At 65.3% G+C, this 17,884-nt stretch carries 20 protein-coding genes; 13 read left to right on the top strand and 7 right to left on the bottom strand.

Translation table 11 applies throughout. From position 1 onward, the window contains the following. Positions 1 to 85: 85 nt before the first annotated feature. Both JN302_RS01465 and JN302_RS01460 read left to right on the top strand, forming a co-directional pair. Positions 86 to 511 (top strand): Hsp20 family protein, encoded by a 426-nt coding sequence (locus JN302_RS01465; RefSeq protein ID WP_202309776.1) that lies wholly within the window; start codon positions 86 to 88, stop codon positions 509 to 511. A 72-nt stretch (positions 512 to 583) separates the two neighbouring features. Next, positions 584 to 841 (top strand): BQ00720 family protein, encoded by a 258-nt coding sequence (locus JN302_RS01460; RefSeq protein ID WP_202309775.1) that lies wholly within the window; start codon positions 584 to 586, stop codon positions 839 to 841. 82 nt (positions 842 to 923) lie between these two features. Here JN302_RS01460 and ptsN read toward each other — a convergent pair whose 3' ends face one another. The 6 genes from ptsN to lptC form a co-directional block, all read right to left on the bottom strand. Continuing rightward, the gene (gene ptsN, locus JN302_RS01455; RefSeq protein WP_202309774.1) at positions 924 to 1,388 is read right to left on the bottom strand and encodes a PTS IIA-like nitrogen regulatory protein PtsN; all 465 of its coding nucleotides are present in this window, start codon (positions 1,386 to 1,388) and stop codon (positions 924 to 926) included. 72 nt (positions 1,389 to 1,460) lie between these two features. Then, the gene (hpf, locus tag JN302_RS01450; protein ID WP_202309773.1) at positions 1,461 to 2,036 is read right to left on the bottom strand and encodes a ribosome hibernation-promoting factor, HPF/YfiA family; all 576 of its coding nucleotides are present in this window, start codon (positions 2,034 to 2,036) and stop codon (positions 1,461 to 1,463) included. A 487-nt stretch (positions 2,037 to 2,523) separates the two neighbouring features. Then, on the bottom strand, positions 2,524 to 4,035 hold the full coding sequence (rpoN, locus tag JN302_RS01445) for an RNA polymerase factor sigma-54 (RefSeq protein ID WP_202334145.1): 1,512 nt from the start codon (positions 4,033 to 4,035) through the stop codon (positions 2,524 to 2,526). A 313-nt stretch (positions 4,036 to 4,348) separates the two neighbouring features. Further along, positions 4,349 to 5,164 carry an LPS export ABC transporter ATP-binding protein gene (gene lptB / locus JN302_RS01440; protein WP_202309772.1) on the bottom strand — a complete coding sequence of 272 codons (816 nt, stop codon included), beginning with the start codon at positions 5,162 to 5,164 and terminating at the stop codon, positions 4,349 to 4,351. Then, positions 5,165 to 5,740 (bottom strand): LptA/OstA family protein, encoded by a 576-nt coding sequence (locus JN302_RS01435; RefSeq protein WP_202331351.1) that lies wholly within the window; start codon positions 5,738 to 5,740, stop codon positions 5,165 to 5,167. Continuing rightward, entirely contained in the window at positions 5,730 to 6,473 is a 744-nt protein-coding gene (gene lptC, locus JN302_RS01430) for an LPS export ABC transporter periplasmic protein LptC (RefSeq protein WP_244846155.1), read from the bottom strand. The genes JN302_RS01435 and lptC overlap by 11 nt, the downstream gene beginning before the upstream one ends. A gap of 555 nt (positions 6,474 to 7,028) precedes the next feature. Here lptC and sppA point away from each other — a divergent pair. The 11 genes from sppA to JN302_RS01375 all read left to right on the top strand — a co-directional run bounded on the left by sppA (position 7,029) and on the right by JN302_RS01375 (position 17,059). After that, complete coding sequence (gene sppA / locus JN302_RS01425; protein ID WP_202331350.1) at positions 7,029 to 8,009, top strand: signal peptide peptidase SppA; 981 nt, start codon at positions 7,029 to 7,031, stop codon at positions 8,007 to 8,009. 57 nt (positions 8,010 to 8,066) lie between these two features. Further along, positions 8,067 to 8,351, top strand: coding sequence for an integration host factor subunit beta (locus JN302_RS01420; RefSeq protein WP_202309769.1), 285 nt, complete (start codon positions 8,067 to 8,069; stop codon positions 8,349 to 8,351). Between the two features lie 66 nt (positions 8,352 to 8,417). Next, positions 8,418 to 8,741 carry a LapA family protein gene (locus JN302_RS01415; protein WP_202309768.1) on the top strand — a complete coding sequence of 108 codons (324 nt, stop codon included), beginning with the start codon at positions 8,418 to 8,420 and terminating at the stop codon, positions 8,739 to 8,741. Between the two features lie 145 nt (positions 8,742 to 8,886). Then, positions 8,887 to 9,852 (top strand): ornithine cyclodeaminase family protein, encoded by a 966-nt coding sequence (locus tag JN302_RS01410; RefSeq protein ID WP_202331349.1) that lies wholly within the window; start codon positions 8,887 to 8,889, stop codon positions 9,850 to 9,852. Between the two features lie 272 nt (positions 9,853 to 10,124). Next, positions 10,125 to 10,601, top strand: coding sequence for a DUF1772 domain-containing protein (locus JN302_RS01405; protein WP_202314439.1), 477 nt, complete (start codon positions 10,125 to 10,127; stop codon positions 10,599 to 10,601). 151 nt (positions 10,602 to 10,752) lie between these two features. Further along, positions 10,753 to 11,835: a class I SAM-dependent rRNA methyltransferase gene (locus JN302_RS01400; RefSeq protein WP_202309766.1), complete on the top strand. Its 1,083-nt coding sequence runs from the start codon at positions 10,753 to 10,755 to the stop codon at positions 11,833 to 11,835. Beyond that, positions 11,832 to 12,683: a TrmH family RNA methyltransferase gene (locus tag JN302_RS01395; protein WP_202309765.1), complete on the top strand. Its 852-nt coding sequence runs from the start codon at positions 11,832 to 11,834 to the stop codon at positions 12,681 to 12,683. Before JN302_RS01400 ends, JN302_RS01395 begins: the two co-directional genes overlap by 4 nt. Beyond that, on the top strand, positions 12,680 to 13,165 hold the full coding sequence (gene lspA, locus JN302_RS01390; RefSeq protein WP_202309764.1) for a signal peptidase II: 486 nt from the start codon (positions 12,680 to 12,682) through the stop codon (positions 13,163 to 13,165). The genes JN302_RS01395 and lspA overlap by 4 nt, the downstream gene beginning before the upstream one ends. A 100-nt stretch (positions 13,166 to 13,265) precedes the next feature. Then, positions 13,266 to 15,536: a hybrid sensor histidine kinase/response regulator gene (locus JN302_RS01385; protein ID WP_202331348.1), complete on the top strand. Its 2,271-nt coding sequence runs from the start codon at positions 13,266 to 13,268 to the stop codon at positions 15,534 to 15,536. Positions 15,537 to 15,804: 268 nt separating this feature from the next. Continuing rightward, positions 15,805 to 16,680, top strand: a complete 876-nt coding sequence (locus JN302_RS01380; protein ID WP_202334143.1) for a GNAT family N-acetyltransferase — start codon at positions 15,805 to 15,807, stop codon at positions 16,678 to 16,680. Then, positions 16,649 to 17,059 carry an MmcQ/YjbR family DNA-binding protein gene (locus tag JN302_RS01375; RefSeq protein ID WP_202331347.1) on the top strand — a complete coding sequence of 137 codons (411 nt, stop codon included), beginning with the start codon at positions 16,649 to 16,651 and terminating at the stop codon, positions 17,057 to 17,059. The genes JN302_RS01380 and JN302_RS01375 overlap by 32 nt, the downstream gene beginning before the upstream one ends. A gap of 24 nt (positions 17,060 to 17,083) precedes the next feature. On the opposite strand, the gene JN302_RS01370 is transcribed toward JN302_RS01375, so the two are convergent. Then, the gene (locus JN302_RS01370; RefSeq protein ID WP_202331346.1) at positions 17,084 to 17,860 is read right to left on the bottom strand and encodes a class I SAM-dependent methyltransferase; all 777 of its coding nucleotides are present in this window, start codon (positions 17,858 to 17,860) and stop codon (positions 17,084 to 17,086) included. Between the last annotated feature and the right edge of the window lie 24 nt (positions 17,861 to 17,884).

The raw sequence follows: 17,884 nt of genomic DNA, 5'->3' as shown, positions 1-17,884 counted from the left end.
TTCGCGGCGCGGCGGACCATATCAGCAGTAACGGGAAGAATGCCATCCGGGTTTTTCCCTTCTGTCGCTCTTCTGGAGGACTGTAATGTCGCGTATGACGCCGTTTTCGAGCCCGCTTCTTCTGGGCTTCGACGCCATGGAAAAGACGCTGGAGCGCCTGGCGAAGACCGGCGATACCTATCCGCCCTACAATATCGAGCGGCTTCGGGCCGGCGAAGGCAAGGGCGAAAGGCTGCGCATCACGCTGGCGGTCGCCGGCTTCTGCGATGACGATCTTGAGGTCGTCACCGAGGAAAACCAGTTGGTCGTGCGTGGTCGCCAGAGCGATGACACCGAGCGCGAATATCTGCATCGCGGCATTGCCGCGCGGCAGTTCCAGCGGACCTTCGTGCTCGCCGACGGCATGCGTGTGCTTGCCGCCGAGCTGAAGAACGGCCTCCTGTCGATTGACCTCGACCGGCCGGAGCCGGAAAGACTGGTACGGAAAATAAACATATCGGTGAAAGACTGATCCGGTCCTGGACCGGAACCGATTGGCTCTATTGCGGGTTGGTTTAGGACGCCCCGCGTGAAGGAGGCTGAAATGACTGGCAGCGAAACAAGATTGACGGTGACCGAGGCGCAACTCGCCCATCTGGGCGAGGGTCAGGTCGCTTATCTCCGCAAGGTTTCCAGCGACGACCTGCGCGGGCGTTTCCCGGGGCTGACCAACATTGCGCCGGGGCTCGAAGTCTGGGCGCTGTTCGCGGCGAATGGGCAGCCGATCCTGCTCTCCGATGAGCGCGACCGCGCTCTGGCAGGTGCTTTCGAGAACGAACTGGTCCCGGTCAGCATCCACTGATACCAACTGCCGGCAGTTGGTATCAAACGACGAAGGGCGGCATCGCTGCCGCCCCCGAACGGTTTATCCTACACGATCCGTTTCAGGCCGCGTGTGAAGCCGGCGTTTCCGACAGGAGCGCATGGATCGCCGCGGCGTCGCGCGTGCCGCGGATCTTCGCCACCGTATCGCCGTCGCGAAGGACGCGCGCAATGCGCGACAGCGCCTTGAGGTGATCGGCGCCGGCACCCTCCGGCGCCAGCAGCAGGAACACGAGATCGACCGGCTGGTCGTCCAGAGCTTCGAAATCGACCGGCTGGTCGAGCCGCGCGAAGACCCCGGTGATGCGTTTCACGCCAGGCAGCTTCCCGTGCGGTATGGCGATGCCGTTTCCGACGCCGGTCGAGCCTAGCCTTTCGCGCTGCAGGATCGTGTCGAACACCTCCCGCTCCGGAATGCCGGTGATGCCGGCGGCCTTTTCGGCGAGGAGTTGCAGGAGCTGCTTCTTGGAATTGGCTTTCAAGGCCGGCATGATCGCCGAAACCTCGATCAGGTCGCTGAGATCCATTTTTGTGGCATCCTTTGACTTCCCGGCGGGCCGGATGGCCCCACGCCCGCGGCCCGCTCGGGATTGTTCTCGCTATCCGTTGGCGGTCTTGGCCGATGAAGGATCGATCCAGCCGATATTGCCGTCGGAACGACGGTAGACGATGTTGACCTCGTCACTGCCGGCATTGCGAAACACCAGGACGGGGCTGTCCTTGGCGTCGAGTTCGATCACCGCGTTGGCGACCGACATGGTTTTGAGCGTCAGCGTCGATTCGGCGACGACGGCCGGCGCATAGTCCTCCGGCACTTCCTCGTCTTCCTCTGCGACCGGCGCCATGACCGTATAGGCGATGGGCGTGTTGTTCTGGCCGTTGGGATGGGAGCGCAGCCGGCGCTTGTAGCGCCGCAGCCGCTTTTCGAAGCGGTCGGCGGCAGTATCGAAGGCAAGGGTCGGCTCTTGCGCTTCGCCGGTCGCCTGTAGCTCCATGCCGGAATCGAGGTGGATCATGCAGTCAGCAGAAAACCTGAAGCCGGACTTCTCCACGGTGACGCGGCCGGAGTAGCCGCCATCGAAATATTTGCTCACGAGTTCGGCGATTCGTCCTTCGATGCGGCCGCGGAAGGCGTCGCCGATCTCCATCTGTTTTCCGGAAACACGCAGGCTCATCTGAAAACCGACCTTCCCTGTCCAGACTTCGAACTGTTGCGAGTTTATACCTGTGGCCGGGGCGCACAAGGTTTGCGGCGACGACAGCGCCGATTTCAAGCCCGAACGTTCTGGTTGATGACAACCCTTCTCGAGGGGATGTTGTTTCGCATGGGCTCGTCTCGCCCGTCTCTTGCGGGCGGGCTTCTAGTCACTTCACGCGAAATTGTCAACGAAGCCGGTTTTCTGCGGGTTCCGGCCATATCCGACGGCCGGGCCGCCCTTGAGTTGTCCCCTTGCAGGCGTGCTGGCGTCCACCGGGGATCGTGCTGGGCGCGGCGTTCTCGCGCGATCTCGATCTTCGCTGGAAACGTGTCCGACGTTTTCCGACAAGAACCTGCGTCAATGGAAGCTGACGGGCAGGTCAAGCGTGGGCGAAGCCACGCGAGCCTGCTCGGGGAAATCCGATGCGCGATCAAGGAGATGGGGCGGCGGCTGTGATCGCATTTCAGCGGCCGGCGGCGGCCGTCGCGCGCTTTTCACGTCGCCGCTGCACGGAGGACGGGATGTTCATGGCTTCACGGTACTTGGCCACGGTGCGACGGGCGATGTCGACGCCGCTTTTCCTCAGGATATCCACAATCGTGTCGTCGGACAGGACATCGGCCGGCTTCTCATCCTCTATCAGCCGGCGGATCCTGTCCCGCACCGCTTCCGAAGAATGCGCCTCGCCGCCTTCGGCCGACGCGATTGCGGCGGTGAAGAAATAGCGCAGTTCGAAGACACCGCGCGGGGTGAGCATGTATTTGTTGGCCGTGACCCGGCTCACGGTCGATTCGTGCATGCCGATCGCATCCGCGACGGTGCGCAGGTTGAGAGGCCTGAGATGGCGCACGCCGTGCACCAGGAAGGCATCCTGCTGCTTCACGATCTCGGAGGCGACCTTCAGGATGGTCTTGGCGCGCTGGTCGAGGCTGCGGGTCAGCCAGTTGGCGCTCTGCAGGCACTCGCCCAGGAAGTCCTTCTCGGCCTGGTCCCTGGCCCTTGCGCTGACCTTGGCGAAATAGGCCTGGTCGACCAGAACGCGCGGCAGGGTGTCGGGATTGAGCTCGATCGCCCAGCTTCCGTCGCTGGCCGGGCGGACAAGCACATCAGGCACGATCGTGTCCGCCGCGCCGCTCGTAAAAGCCTGACCGGGACGCGGGTCGAGGGACCGGATCTCGGCGAGCATGTCGACGAGGTCCTCCTCGTCGACGCCGCAGATCCGTTTCAGCGACTGGAAGTCGCGCCGGGCGAGCAGGTCGAGATTGCCGATGAGCGCCTCCATGGCCGGGTCGAAACGGTCGCGTGCGGCGAGCTGTATCGCCAGGCATTCGGCGAGGTCGCGCGCGAAGATCCCGGGGGGATCGAAGGTCCGGCACGTCGCCAGCACGGCTGCGACGGCGGTGCCGTCCGCCCCGAGCCGTTCGGCCACCTCATCCAGATCGGCCCGCAAGTAGCCTGCCTCGTCCAGTTCGTCGGCGAGTTCCGCCGCGATCAGCCGCGATGCCAGGTCGGCGAAGGCGAAGGAGATCTGCTCGCAGACATGATCCCTGAGCGTGACGGCGGCCGCTGCCATGTCCTCCGGATCGAAGCCGTTCTCGGCCGATCCCGTGCCGCTTGCCGATTTCCACTGAGCCGACAGATCGGGGCCGAGCCGGTCGGTGGTGCCGGGATCGTCCGGAAAAATGTTCTCCAAAGAAGCGTCGAACTTGTCGGCCATGGCCTCGGCGCTCAGTCCCTTCTCTGTCCCGGCGAACCAGTCGGCCTCGGGCGAAGGGGCTTCGTCGCCGCCGAGGGGCTCGGCAGGAGCATCGTCGCGCTCCGCGCGCTCCAGAAGGGGGTTACGTTCGATCTCTTCGTCGACGAAACGCTCGAGCTCGATATGGGTGAGCTGCAGCAGCCGGATCGACTGCATCAGCTGCGGGGTCATCACCAGCGACTGCGACTGGCGAAGCTGCAACCTGCCCGCAAGCGAGATCATCTCGGCTCGTTTCTCCCCGAATAGCCTCCGTGACCGCAAAGGCGACCGCGGTCACGGTATTTTTTGCCCCGAGGGATGAAACTGGCCCAGCTCTTGCTTGTCAAGCAGATTGCCTTGCCCGTTCGGATATACGCGCCTTGCTCGCGGGCAAGACGGTCATTGAGTCGTGGCCAGCTGTCCGACGACGCACCCAAAGGTCAGCGCCGGCCCGGGCGTGATGCCTGGACCCGGATAGGCGCCGGCCATGGAAGCCACGCTGCCACAGGGGTGACACGCGATCCTTCGGCAGACGAATCCCCGTCAAGCCGCACTAAAGCGTGAAAGCCTCGCCGAGATAGAGCCGGCGCACGTCGGCATTGGCGACGATGTCGGACGGATGGCCGTGCGTGAGAACCTCGCCGGCGTGGATGATATAGGCCCGGTCGATAAGGCCAAGCGTCTCGCGCACATTGTGGTCGGTGATCAGGACGCCGATGCCGCGCGCGGTCAGATGCCTGACCAGTTGCTGGATGTCGGCCACAGCGATCGGATCGATGCCAGCGAAGGGCTCGTCGAGCAGCATGTAATGCGGCTTGCTGGCCAGGGCCCGGGCGATCTCCAGGCGTCGTCTTTCGCCACCCGACAGCGCGATGGCCGGCGACTTCCTGAGATGCGAGATGTGGAACTCGTCGAGTAGCGCGTCGAGCTCCTTTTCGCGCTCCTTGCGGCTCTTCTGAACCACCTCCAGCACCGCGCGGATGTTGTTCTCCACGGTCAGCCCGCGGAAGATGGACGCTTCCTGGGGCAGATAGCCGATGCCGAGCCGCGCCCGTCGATACATCGGCATCGAGGTGACATCGAAGCCGTCGATCTCGATCGTGCCCTGATCGACCGGCACCAGGCCCGTGACCATGTAGAAGCAGGTGGTCTTGCCGGCGCCGTTGGGGCCGAGCAGCCCGACGGCCTCGCCGGCACGCACGCCGAGCGACACGCCGCTCACCACCTGGCGGCCCTTATAGGCCTTGGTCAGGCCGCGCGCGATCAGTGTGCCCTTCAACTGCTCGGCGTTCTTCGCCAGGGCGGGGCCGGAACGCGTCTTTGCGGACCGGCCTCTCAGCCGGGCGAGAAACGAGTGTGTTGTCGCCATTTACTGGCCTTGGGCCGCGGGCTGCTTCTGCGGGGTGAGCGACATGATCACCCGGCCGGTGCCGCCGCCTGGCTTGTCGCAGCCGTCGAAATTGGCCTCGCCGGACTTCATGTGCACCGTCAGCTTGCAGCCGACCAGAACATTGGGGCCATCGGTCAGAACCACCTTGTCGCCGGTGAGAGTAAGGATTTCCTTCTTCATGTCGAAGGTGCCGTGGTCGCCGGTGGCTTCCTGCGTCTCCGACTTCACATAGACCTTGTCGTCGACCTCCAGCTTGTCGATGTTGGCCGAGCCGGTCGCCGCCGAACCGGTGCCTTTTGCATAGAACACGGTCATCTTGCCGGCCTTCAGGAGGGTCTTGCCCTGCACGACGGTGACGTCGCCGCTGAACACCGCCATGTTCTCGTTCTGGCGCACCTCCAGCTTGTTGCTCTCGATCTGGATCGGCTGGTTGCCTGAGAGCTGCAGCCCCGGCACCTGTGTCTGCGTCGTCTGGGCGTACGCAGCGCCCGCCGCTGCCGTCGTCAATGCCAGCCCGGCCGCCGCGCCGACCCACAAAGATGTCCTACCCGCCATTGGTCTCTCCGGTGGTTCCCTGGCTGGTCTGCAGCCGCCCCGGCGCAATCTCCATGCGCACTCTTTTCTCGAATATCAAAACCTTGCCGTTTTCAAGCACGGTCATCGAATCGGCCGCAATTTGTGTGCCGTTGGTTTCGATGTCCACGGGGGCGTTGGTCTTCAGGTTGCCTTTTCCGATATCGAACAAGGCCTTGCTGAATTTGGCGGTCATGCCGTCCGTGGTCTTTATCAGCACGTCGGTCGTGAAGTGGATCGTGTTCTTGTCGCGGTTGTAGACACCGCGCGGCGCCTCGATCGTGGCCCAGCTGTCGGCGTCGAGCGGCAGCTTCGCCTTGATCGTGTCGAGCTCGAAGACGCCCGACGACTTCGCATTCTGCACGGCGCGCGCCGCCGTCATCAGATAGGGCAGCTGGCCTTTGGTGAAGCCTTCCAGCTTGGGGTTGGCCATCACCAGCTTGCCGTCGGCGAAGGAGCTCTTCGTCACGTCGAAGCTCACCTGGGCCGGCGTGGACCACCATGAATAGGCGACGAATCCTCCGGCGAGGGCCAGCGCCAGCACGGGCAGGACGAATTTCAGGAAACGGACCCGGCGCGAATGGTGCTGCGCCTTGCGGAACACGTCGGGCCGATGGCCCGTGCCGCCTTTCGTTCGTTCCGCTGCCGGATCGCTCGGTCGCCCCGTCATGGCCGAAGCCCTTCCGGCCGGGGTGTTCATCGTCGCCGCTGCCATGCGTTCAGATCCGTATTGTGCGCGAGGCCCCTCACCTGGAAATTTCGGGCCCGATAGTCCGTGCAATTTCGCTCGATGGTTGCCGGCGCGTTCACCGTGCCCGCCGAGGCTGCCTGCCGCAACTGGAACTCCAATATGGTTATTTTGCGAAGGATTGTAAGCCCTGGGCGGCAGCAAGTCCGAAAATAGCCGATTGCGCGGGCGAATGCGAGCAGCCGAGCAGGATCTCATCGGCGAATTGCCGAAGAATACCTTTCCTGCCGGCCTCGGATCTGAAGGTTCCAACCACCGACAAAGGCCGAAAGACAGGCACTCCGGCATCGACGGCCTGTCTATTCATCATCAATTCTGCCGGTCGGAGGGACTGCGAAAAGGCGTCGCGGCCCCGAACGCGACGGAACAGCTTCCATCCCGGCGGGAACCGCTCTAAAACGCCAGCTTCCGCCGGAGTCCGGCGCGCCCTTTCCTGGCGCGCCGGAGGCTTCGGCACCCTACCGGCGCGCGCGCCTGTCCTGTCGGCAGGCCCGCTACGCCAGGCTCGCAAGCGAGGCATCGATGGCCATACGCGCCGACGACATGATCGACCGCCGCCGGCTGCGGCGCAAGCTGACCTTCTGGCGGGTCCTGGCGATCCTGGTCGCCGCGCTCGCCATCGGCATCGGATCGTTGTGGCTTGCGGGCGACGATCTCGCAGGCGTCGCCGGCGATCATATCGCCAGGGTCAGGATCGAGGGCACGATCACCGAGGACGACGAGCTGATCGAGCGGCTGGACAAGGTTCGTGCATCGTCCGCGGTCAAGGGCGTCATTCTGTCGATCGATTCGCCCGGCGGCACCACCGCCGGCGGCGAGGCCATATTCGACGCGGTGCGCCGGCTCGCCGCCGACAAGCCGGTCGTGGCCCAGGTCGGTACGCTCGCCGCCTCGGCCGGCTACATGATCGCCAGCGCGACCGACCACATCGTGGCCCGCAAGTCTTCGATTATCGGCTCCATCGGCGTCCTGGTGCAGTTCCCCAATCTTACGGGGCTGATGGACAAGCTGGGCATCACGCTCGAGGAGGTGAAGTCCTCGCCGCTCAAGGCCGAGCCCTCGCCCTTCAATCCCACCACCGAGCCTGAGCGCGCCATGATCCGTTCCATGATCCTGGACAGCTACGACTGGTTCGTGGGCCTGGTCGTCGAGCGCCGCCCCCTGACGCATGCCGAGGTCATGGTGCTGGCGGATGGCTCCGTGTTCACCGGCCGTCAGGCCCTCACGAAGAAGCTGGTGGATGCGCTCGGCGGCGAGGAGCAGGCCATCAAGTGGCTTGCCACCAAGGGGGTCGATGCGAAGCTGAAAGTGATCGAATGGAAGCCGAAGAGCAAGAGCGCTTCGAGTTTCCTGTTCGCCGATGCTGCGGCGCGACAGCTCGCGCGCCTGCTCGGACTGCCCGACTACAGCGCCGACATCGTCCGGGAACTCGGCGGCGACCGCATCTTCCTTGACGGGCTATTGTCGGTCTGGCACCCTGAAAACGCCGTGTCAGGTCACTGAAAATTCAGCAAAATCATACCGGTAACAAGACCATAACAATCGGAGGGGACTGCGCGCATGATCAAGTCGGAACTCGTGCAAATCATTGCCAATCGCAATCCGCATCTCTTTCTGCGTGACGTCGAGAACATCGTGAATGCGATCTTCGAGGAGATCACCGATGCGCTGGCGGAGGGAAATCGCGTCGAATTGCGCGGCTTCGGCGCGTTCTCGGTCAAGAACCGGCCGGCGCGCACCGGCCGCAATCCGCGCACGGGCGAATCGGTCGAGGTCGAGGAGAAATGGGTGCCGTTCTTCAAGACCGGCAAGGAATTGCGCGAAAGGCTCAATGCCGACGGATGACCGCCCCCTGCGGGCCGCAGGACTGGCCCGGCGAAAGGCGCCCGATCCGTCGAACTGGATCACGATATGCTCAATCGTTTCATACTCATCGTCGTTTTCGTGCCGCTGGCGATCATCCTGATCGCGCTGGCCGTCGCCAACCGTGGTCTCGTCGCCTTCACGCTCGATCCGTTCAATCCCGGCAATCCGGCGTTGACGGTGCAACTGCCTCTGTTCGTGCTGCTCTTTGCAGCCGTTCTTGCGGGTCTGCTCATCGGAAGCTCAGTCACCTGGTGGCGGCAGGGCCGGTACCGCAAGCTGGCGCGCCGGCGCGACCAGGAACTGCAGAGCCTGCGAGCCGTCGCGCCCGCCGGCCAGCAGTCGACGGCCGTGTCCAGGACTGCTGCCTGAAGCATGTCTTCCCGATGCGGGAACCGGTTTCGGGACAAAGACAGTGCGCAAAGCACAGACACCTGAAGCGCGCAAAGCGGATCTGAAAGGTTGCGACGTGCCTTAAGCGGAAAGGCCCGCGCCGTTTGAAGGGAGAAGCTTATCCATGCTGATGATTTCGGCCGACGGCGTCGACCGGGCGCTGAGTTTCGCCGGCCTGGTCGAGGCGCTGCGCGTCATGTTTCGCGAGGGCGCGATCCAGCCGGTGCGCCACCACCACACGATCGAACGACCCGACGGCGCGGCCTCCACCCTGCTGCTCATGCCTGCCTGGGGCGACTTCGGCGCTGCCGGCACCTCGGCGGGAGGCCATGTCGGCGTCAAGATCGTCACCGTGTCGCCAGACAACAATACTGTCGGGAAGCCGGCCGTCATGGGCGTCTATCTCCTGCTCGACGGCAAGACGGGCGAACCGCAGGCGCTGATCGACGGTCAGCGGTTGACATTGTGGCGCACGGCTTGCGCCTCCGCGCTGGCGGCGACCTATCTGGCCCGCGAGGACGCCTCCAGGCTGCTCGTCGTCGGCGCCGGCGCGCTCTGCCCCTTTCTCGTCAAGGCGCATTCGTCCGTGCGCCCGATCAAGCAGATCCGCATCTGGAACCGGACGCCCGCAAATGGCGAAAAGGCGGCCGAAGCCCTGCGCCGCGACGGATTCGAGGCGTCGACCGTTACCGACCTCGACGATGCGCTCGGCTGGGCCGACATCGTCTCCTGCGCCACCATTTCGAGCGAGCCGCTTGTCAAAGGGGCCCGGCTGAAGGCCGGCACGCATGTCGACCTCGTCGGCGGCTTCACGCCGCAGATGCGCGAGGCCGACGACGAAGCGATCCGCAGGGCCCGGGTGTTCGTCGACACGCGCGCGGGCGCCGGCAAGGAAGCGGGCGACATCGTCCAGCCGCTCGCGTCAGGAGTGCTCGCGGCCGATCGCGTGCTGGCCGACCTTTTCGAACTGACGCGCGGCGATAAGACCGGCCGGGCTTCGGCCGAGGAGATCACGCTCTTCAAGTCGGTGGGTGCCGCGCTCGAGGATCTCGCCGCGGGGATTGCCGTCTACACGGCGTCGCGGACATAATCGACCGAATCGAGAAAGCCGTCTCGTCGCCCGAGATTCGATGGCGTGTCGGCCGGGCCGCGCCGGCCAGCCGATTGGCGTGCCGCTCGGCGTCGCGGTCGGTGCAGACCAACAGCGGCCGTGCGGTACGTTTCACCCGCGCCCGCGCCAAGCCGATTCCGGATCGGGGCTGATGTCGCAAACGATTGAGGGCGTCGTCAGGCTGGGCAATTGGCCCGCGGAACGATCGCGCGGAGAAAGCGTTGGACCCGCTCATGAAGACGAGCGGATCAATGGCCGCCTTGGTCATCCTCACCGCGACCGTGGCAGCTCTCAGTCTCGGTCCTTCATTCGCGCATGTCCTTGAGGCGATGCCGCGCCTTGCTGTCTGGTCGCCGGAACTCTGGCGCGAGGCCACGGTCTTCAACGGCCAGTTCCAGTTGTTCGCACCGGTTGGCGCAGTGCTGGACATTGCGGCCATACTCTGCCCGGCAGTTCTCGCCTTCCTCATCTGGGGCGACAGACCTGCATCCACCTTCGCGCTCGCCGCTGCAGTGCTTTATGCAGCGGCACTCGCGACCTGGTTTGCATGGGTACGGCCGGCCAACAACCTGTTGGCGACATGGCAACCCGGCCCCATACCGGCGGACTTCGAAGAAATCCGCCTGCGCTGGGAGACTGGTCACATGGCGGTGGCCGCTTTGAAGCTCGGCGGTTTCGTATCGATCGCCCTCTCCATGGCGTCGGCCACGCGTCGTGCCGCAGGCTGAAGGAACGCCGTCCTCGCGCCCATCGCCTTGCGATACGCGAACAGCCGATTCCGGGCCGTCATCGGTGTAGAACCGGCCGTGATCCGCCATTGGTTGCGCGGCGCATGGCGCTATGCCAAAAGCGGCCGATGCTTTCCGGAGGCTCTCCGATTTGAAACCGTCGCGTGACAAGCGACAACACCGCTCGCGGCCCGGCGCCAGGCCCGGCGAGGTCGCGCGCGACCGTCAGGCGCCGGAGCGGCAGCGGCCGGTTGCCGAAGCGCAGCGTGAGCCGCGCGCCGACAGGACCGTGTCTTCGCAGACGCCGTCCCGCGTGCTTGGCAGGCGCGAGGGGATGTTGCCGGCCGAAAGGCTGCCGCTGATCCTTGAGGTCGCGCCCAATGCCGACTACGCGCTGCTCGACAGCGGCGGCGGGGAGAAGCTGGAGCAGTACGGCCCCTATCGCATCGTGCGGCCGGAAGGCCAGGCGATCTGGCAGCGCGCGCTGCCGGCGCGCGAGTGGGAACGCGTCGACGCCGTCTTCACCGGTGACACCGACGAGGAAGGCATGGGCCGGTGGCGCTTCCCGGGCGCTCCGCTCGGCGAGACCTGGCCGATGCGTCATGACGGGATCGACTATCTCGGCCGTTTCACCTCTTTCCGCCATGTCGGCGTCTTCCCAGAGCAGGCGTCGCATTGGGACCACATGGCCGGGCTGATCGCTGGGGCGGGCCGCCCGGTGAAGGTGCTCAACCTGTTCGGCTATACCGGCCTCGCCTCGCTGGTCGCGGCCAGGGCCGGCGCCGAGGTCACCCATGTCGATGCCTCGAAGAAGGCGATCGGCTGGGCCCGGGAGAACCAGGAAGTCGCGCGGCTGACCGACAGGCCGATCCGCTGGATCGTCGAGGACGCCATGAAATTCGCAGAGCGCGAGGAGCGCCGCGGCAACAGCTACGACATCATCCTCTTCGATCCGCCGGCCTATGGGCGCGGACCCAAGGGCGAGGTGTGGCAATTGTTCGAGCACCTGCCGGCGCTGGCGGATATCTGCCGCTCGATTCTCTCTCCGAAGCCGTTGGCGGTCGTGCTCACCGCCTATTCGATCCGTGCTTCGTTTTTCGCCATCCATGCGCTGATGCGCGATACCTTCGCCGGCATGGGCGGCACGGTCGAGTCGGGCGAACTGGTGATCCGCGAGAAGTCGGCCGGCCGCGCGCTGTCGACCTCGCTCTTCTCGCGATGGGTGGCGCAATGAGTGAAGGACATCGTGCCGTAGGCCAGGTGAAGGAGGTCACCAGCCTCTCCAACCCGCTGGTCAAGGATATCAGGGCGCTGGCGCTGAAGAAGTTCCGCGACCAGCAGAACGCCTTCCTCGCGGAAGGGCTGAAGCTCGTCATCGACGCGCTCGACCTCGGCTGGACGATCAGGACGCTGGTTTTTGCCAAGTCGGGGCGCGGCAACGCCGCGGTGGAGAAGGTGGCGGCGCGCACTGTCGCGGCCGGCGGCCTCGTCCTGGAGGTCAGCGAGAAAGTGTTGTCGGCGATCACCCGGCGCGATAATCCGCAGATGGTGGTCGGTGTCTTCTCCCAGCGCTACGTGCCACTGAAAGATATCCGCCCCTCCGGCCAGGATGTCTGGGTCGCGCTCGACCGGGTGCGCGACCCAGGCAATCTGGGCACCGTCATCCGTACAGCCGACGCGGTCGGGGCCAAGGGCGTCATCCTGGTTGGCGAGACCACGGACCCGTTCTCGATCGAGACGGTCCGGGCCACGATGGGCTCGATCTTCGCCGTTCCGGTCGCCCGGGCCAATGCCGAGGCGTTTCTGCAGTGGCGCAAGGGATTTGCCGGCCTTGTCGCGGGCACCCATCTTAAGGGAGCGGTCGACTACCGCGCGATCGACTATGCCGGCCGGCCGGTGCTGCTCCTGATGGGCAACGAGCAGCAGGGCCTGCCCGACACGCTGGCGGAGGCCTGCGACCGGCTGGTACGCATTCCGCAGGCCGGTCGCGCCGATTCGCTCAATCTTGCCGTGGCCACTGGCGTGATGTTGTTCGAGGTCAGGCGCAAGGCGCTGGAACTCGGTCCGGAGAATACCGCGTGAAGCTCAAAGCGCTTTCGACCTATGCTGTCATCCTTGCCGTGGCGGTCGCGCTGGACCAGTGGATCAAGCATCTCGTCGAGACGCGGCTGGTGCTGCACGAGGCAGTCGAGATGCTTCCCTTTCTCGCTCTCTACCGCACCTATAACACCGGTATCGCCTTTTCGATGTTCTCGTCCTTCGGCGACACCGGGCTGATCCTGCTGTCGCTGGCCGTCATCGCCTTCGTGCTCTTCCTCGCTTTTCGCACCGACGGCAACCAGGTCGTTGCCAGGCTGGGCTTTACGCTGATCATCGGCGGCGCGCTCGGCAATCTCGTCGACCGTGCCGTCTACGGCCACGTCATCGACTACATACTTTTCCATACGCCGGTGTGGTCTTTTGCCGTCTTCAATCTGGCCGACACCTTCATCACCGTCGGCGCGGCTCTGGTGATCCTGGAAGAACTGCTCAATTGGCGGCGCGACAGGGCGGCCCAACGGTGAGCCGCGACGAGACCGTCTCATCGAGGTCTCGCGCTCAGCAGCTAAAATTGTAGCGATCGACCCAAAGCTTCCCTAATCCACCTCGGCTATACTCCGGCTCATGATTGCCGAGCGTGTGCGGGATGAAGCAAGGACCCAGGTCGAAGCCCATGGTGCGGCCATCGGCGGCGGTCCGCCGTCGCCTGTCCAGCCGCCTGCCGTGCCGAAGCCTTCAGGTCGCCTTTCCCATGGGTTGCAGGCGGCCCTCTGGTTCTGCGCTCTGCTATTGGCCGGTGCAGCCCATGTCGGCGGCGCGCCGCCATTCCTGTCGACAATGCTTCTGGTCTTGTCGTTCTGTGGGCTATCGTTGCTGGGCTGGAGTATTGCGCGTGAGCGGCGGCTGGTCGCGACCTTGGGCAAGAGCTCGGCCGCCGGCCGCGCAGAGATCGAGAAGCTTGCCGACCGCCTTTGGGAACTGCAGGAAAGCGAGGAGCGTTTCCGCGGCCTCATCGACGCGCTTGGCGACCTCGTCGTGCACCGCGACCGCGACGGCCGCATCGTCTACGCCAACCAGGTCTTCGCCGATCTCGTCGGCCGGGCGCCGCAAGAGCTGGCGGGGCTGACCCTCGTCGATCTCGGCATCGATGTCGGTGTCGTGCCCGACGCGGCCTTCGCCGAGGGCGAATGCCTGAGCTCGACCGATGTCGCCATCCGCGCCGGCGGAGACGTCCGCTGGTTCTCCTGGATCGAGCTGTCGGTCCGCGACGAAGCCGACAACTCCGTTTCGCACCGGGCGATCGCCCGCGACATCACCGACCGGAAACGCGCCGAGGCGGCGCTGATCAACGCACGCGAACGCGCCGAGTTCGCCAACCAGGCGAAGTCGCGCTTCCTGGCGACGGTCAGCCATGAGATCCGCACGCCGATGAACGGCATCATGGGCATGGCCAAGCTGCTGGCCGACACGCGGCTCACACCGGAGCAGCGCACCTATGTCGGCGCCGTGTCGACATCGGCCGGCGCTCTCATCGCCCTCATCGAGGACCTGCTGGATTATTCCAAGATCGAGGCGGGACGGTTCGAACTCGAGCCCCAGCCGATGTCGCCACGCGAACTGGCCGAGAATGTGGTCGAGCTGCTGGCGTCGCGGGCGCACGGCAAGGGCATCGGCATCGGATGCCACGTCGCGCCCGACGTGCCGACCACGATCCTGGCCGATCCCGGCCGGTTGCGGCAGGTTCTGCTCAATCTGATCGGCAACGCGGTGAAGTTCACTGACGCCGGAGGCGTGATGGTCGCCGTCGAGATGGCGGCGGACCGCATCCGCTTCACGGTGGCCGATACCGGTCCGGGCCTCGCGGAAGAAGATCTCGGCCGGATATTCGAGGAGTTCGAGCAGGCCGACGGCACTTCGACGCGCCGTCACGGCGGCGCAGGGCTCGGTCTGGCCATCTCCCGCCGGATCATCGCGTCCATGGGTGGCACCATCGAGCTTTCGAGCAAGCTTGGTCGCGGCTCGACCTTCACTGTCGACATTCCGGCGGCGGAGGCCAGGGACGCTCCCTTGATGCGAGGGCCGGTGCTCGGCGATCGCCGCGTGGTGGTTCTCGCCAGGAGCGCTATCGAGGCCGAGGCCATCGCCAGGACCATCCGGACGCATGGCGGCACTGTCGGCATTGCGGGCAGCTTCGCCGAGGCGACCGCGCTCGCCGAAGGCTGCAACACCATCCTGATCGATGCCGGCCTGGAGCGTGGCGACGGCAGCACGCTGAAGCGCCTCAGGCAGTCCGGTTTCCCCGCCGCCGAGGCGATCACCATGATCGCGCCGACCGATCGCGGCATGCTGGCCGAGTTTCGCGCTGCTGGATATTCCACGTTCCTCGCGCGCCCGGTCCGCGGGGAGACGCTGATGCGGCTGCTCCTCAAGGAGCGGCCGTTCGCGGCACCTGCCGACCTGATCCCCGCCAGGGAAAAGCCGGCAGAGCGCCCGGGCGCCAAGGAGCGGCCGCTGTCCGTCCTGCTTGCCGAGGACAACGACATCAACGCCATGCTGGCCCGGGCTGCCCTCACTAAGGCCGGTCACCGCGTCGATGTCGTTGGCAACGGCAGGGCGGCTGTCGAGGCACTGACGGGGCCGGCGCGCAAACATCGCTACGACATCGTGCTTATGGATCTGCACATGCCCGTCATGGACGGGCTGGACGCAATCGCCGCCATCCGGCGCGACGAGGAGGACAAAGGCACGATCCCCGTGCCGATCATGGTGCTTTCGGCCGATAGCCAGGAAAAGACCCGCCACAATGTGCTTGCCCATGGCGCAAGCGGTTTCGTCGTCAAGCCGCTCGATCCCGCCGCACTGATCAGCGCCATCGAAGAGCAGGCTTCGGCCTGAGATACGTCCGCGAACGTCATGTCCCCGCAATGCCGCACCGGCAAAAGGGCAGGCCGCCGCAGCCGATCGTTGGCCGGCTTGGCGGGCACGCCGAGCCGGTTGAAGCCGCATAGGTCGACTGCCGGTCATGGTTTCGCCATCCTGGGACGAGCCGCCGAACTATTGCCCACCCCGGCGGTTCACGTTAGTGTCATAGTCCTGTTGCACTGCCTGCTTATCCCCGCGCCACGAGGGATGGCTCGAAGGAGAATCACCCGTGCAGACTGCGATGCCCGAGCGCGACAGTCTTACAAGCGCCACGGACACGGCACTGTTCGGCCGCAGGTTCGATGGAATCGACACCGGGGCGACCCTGGGACGCATCGGTTCGCTGGAGGTGCGACTCGCGCGCGATCCGTCCGAGATCGCCGCTGCCCAGGAAGTACGCTATCGCGTCTTCTACGACGAACTTGGCGCCAGGCGCGACGTCGCCCATGCGCTCGACCAGCGTGACGCGGATCGCTTCGATGCGATCTGCGACCATCTCCTGGTCTTCGACACCGCGCTTCCCGGTCCCGAGCACAGGCGAATCGTCGGCACCTACCGGCTGCTGCGTCAGGAAAAGGCGACCGCCGCCGGCGGCTTCTACTCCAATGACGAATTCGAGCTGGAGAAGCTGGTCGCGCGCCATCCCGGCCTGAACTTCCTCGAGCTCGGCCGCTCCTGCGTGTTGCCGGCCTATCGCTCGAAGCGCACGATCGAGGTGCTGTGGCAGGGCATCTGGGCCTATATCAACCACTACACGATCGGGGTGATGACCGGCTGCGCCTCCTTCCACGGCACATCCCCGGCGGATCATGCCGAGGCGCTCTCCTACCTTGCCCATCATTGCCGGGCCGAGGGCGCCTGGCATGTCCGGGCCGTAGCCGAGCGCTACCATGCGATGGATCTTCTGCCTCCTGATGCGGTCAGCCCTCGTGCGGCGATCGCCGCCATGCCGCCTTTGATCAAAGGCTATCTCCGCCTCGGCGCCAAGATCGGCGACGGCTGCGTGATCGACCACGATTTCTGCACGACCGACGTCTTCATCGTGCTGCCGGTCTCCGCGCTCAGCACGCGCTATATCAATTACTATGCCTCGGAAGCCGAGCGCTTCGCAGCCTGACACTTCGGGCAAAGCGGAAACTACCGAAGATCTTTCGCCGGCTTTCGACAGGCTGCGCAAGGCTGCCGAAGCACTTCCCGGCGTCGAGGAAGGCATCTCCTACGGCACGCCGGCGTTACGCGTCGGCAAGAAGCTCTTGTGCCGGGTCAAGAATGCCGACACCGCCGTGGTCATGGTCGACCTCGAGGAGAAGGAGATACTGATGGCGGCGGCGCCCGACATCTACTTCGAGACCGGTCACTACAAGGGCTGGCCCTGTTTCCTCGTGCATGTTCATGACATCGAGCCGCGGGAACTGGCGCACAGGCTCGAACGTGCCTGGCAGCGTTTGGCGCCGAAGAAGTTGCTCAGGATGCGCGGAAAACCAGCGGCGCGTTGACGCCACGCCGCTGCCCGCGAACCGTCATGCGGCCGCCTTCGTCGCCTCGAACAGGCCGACATCGATCGAATAGCTACCGTCGGCTTCGGTGTCGAAATGCCTCGTTGCACGAGGCGACACGCTCGTCTGCAGGGCGCGGATCGCTTCGACCTGAAGCCTTGGCGTGCTCATGCGCTCGACCCAGGTCGTGAAATCGAGGCGCAGGCGGAACTGGCGCGTGGTGCCGGGAAGCAGCCCGGCGCGGCCGATCGCGGCCTCCCATTCGGCGCGCGAATAGTCGCGCACATGCGAACAGTCGCGCAGCAGTTCGATCGCCTGGAGGAACGTGTCGACGACGGCCATGCCCGATGTCACGGTGTCGGCGAAGGCGGCCATGCCGCCCGGCTTGAGCACCCGTGCCGCCTCGCGCAGGCCTGCGTCGAGGTCGCTCCAGTGATGCGCGCTGAAGCGGCTGAGCACGACGTCGAAGCTGCCGTCCTCGAAGGGCAGCTTCTCCACCATGCCGCGCTCGGTGGCCACATTGGCGAGCCCGCGCTCCGCGGCTGCGCGGGCCACGACCTCCAGCATCTCCGGCGACAGGTCGTAAGCGACGACCTCGCGCACCAGCGGCGCCACGTTGAAGGTCACATGGCCGCCGCCGCAACCGAGGTCGAGCACGCGCGCGTCGGGCTTGTCCTCCAGCAATGCGGCGAGCGCCGAGAGATCGGCGCTTTGCGCATGCACGGAGCTCCTCAGATAGGCTTCCGCGCGTGCTCCGAACTGACCGCCCACCAGGGCTTCGTGACTTTTCTCATTGGACATCGGTCCGTCTCCGCATGGCTGTCT

The sequence above is a fragment of the Mesorhizobium sp. L-8-3 genome, assembly GCF_016756615.1.
Classification (GTDB): Bacteria; Pseudomonadota; Alphaproteobacteria; order Rhizobiales; family Rhizobiaceae.
This window is presented reverse-complemented; position numbering and strand designations above follow the sequence as displayed.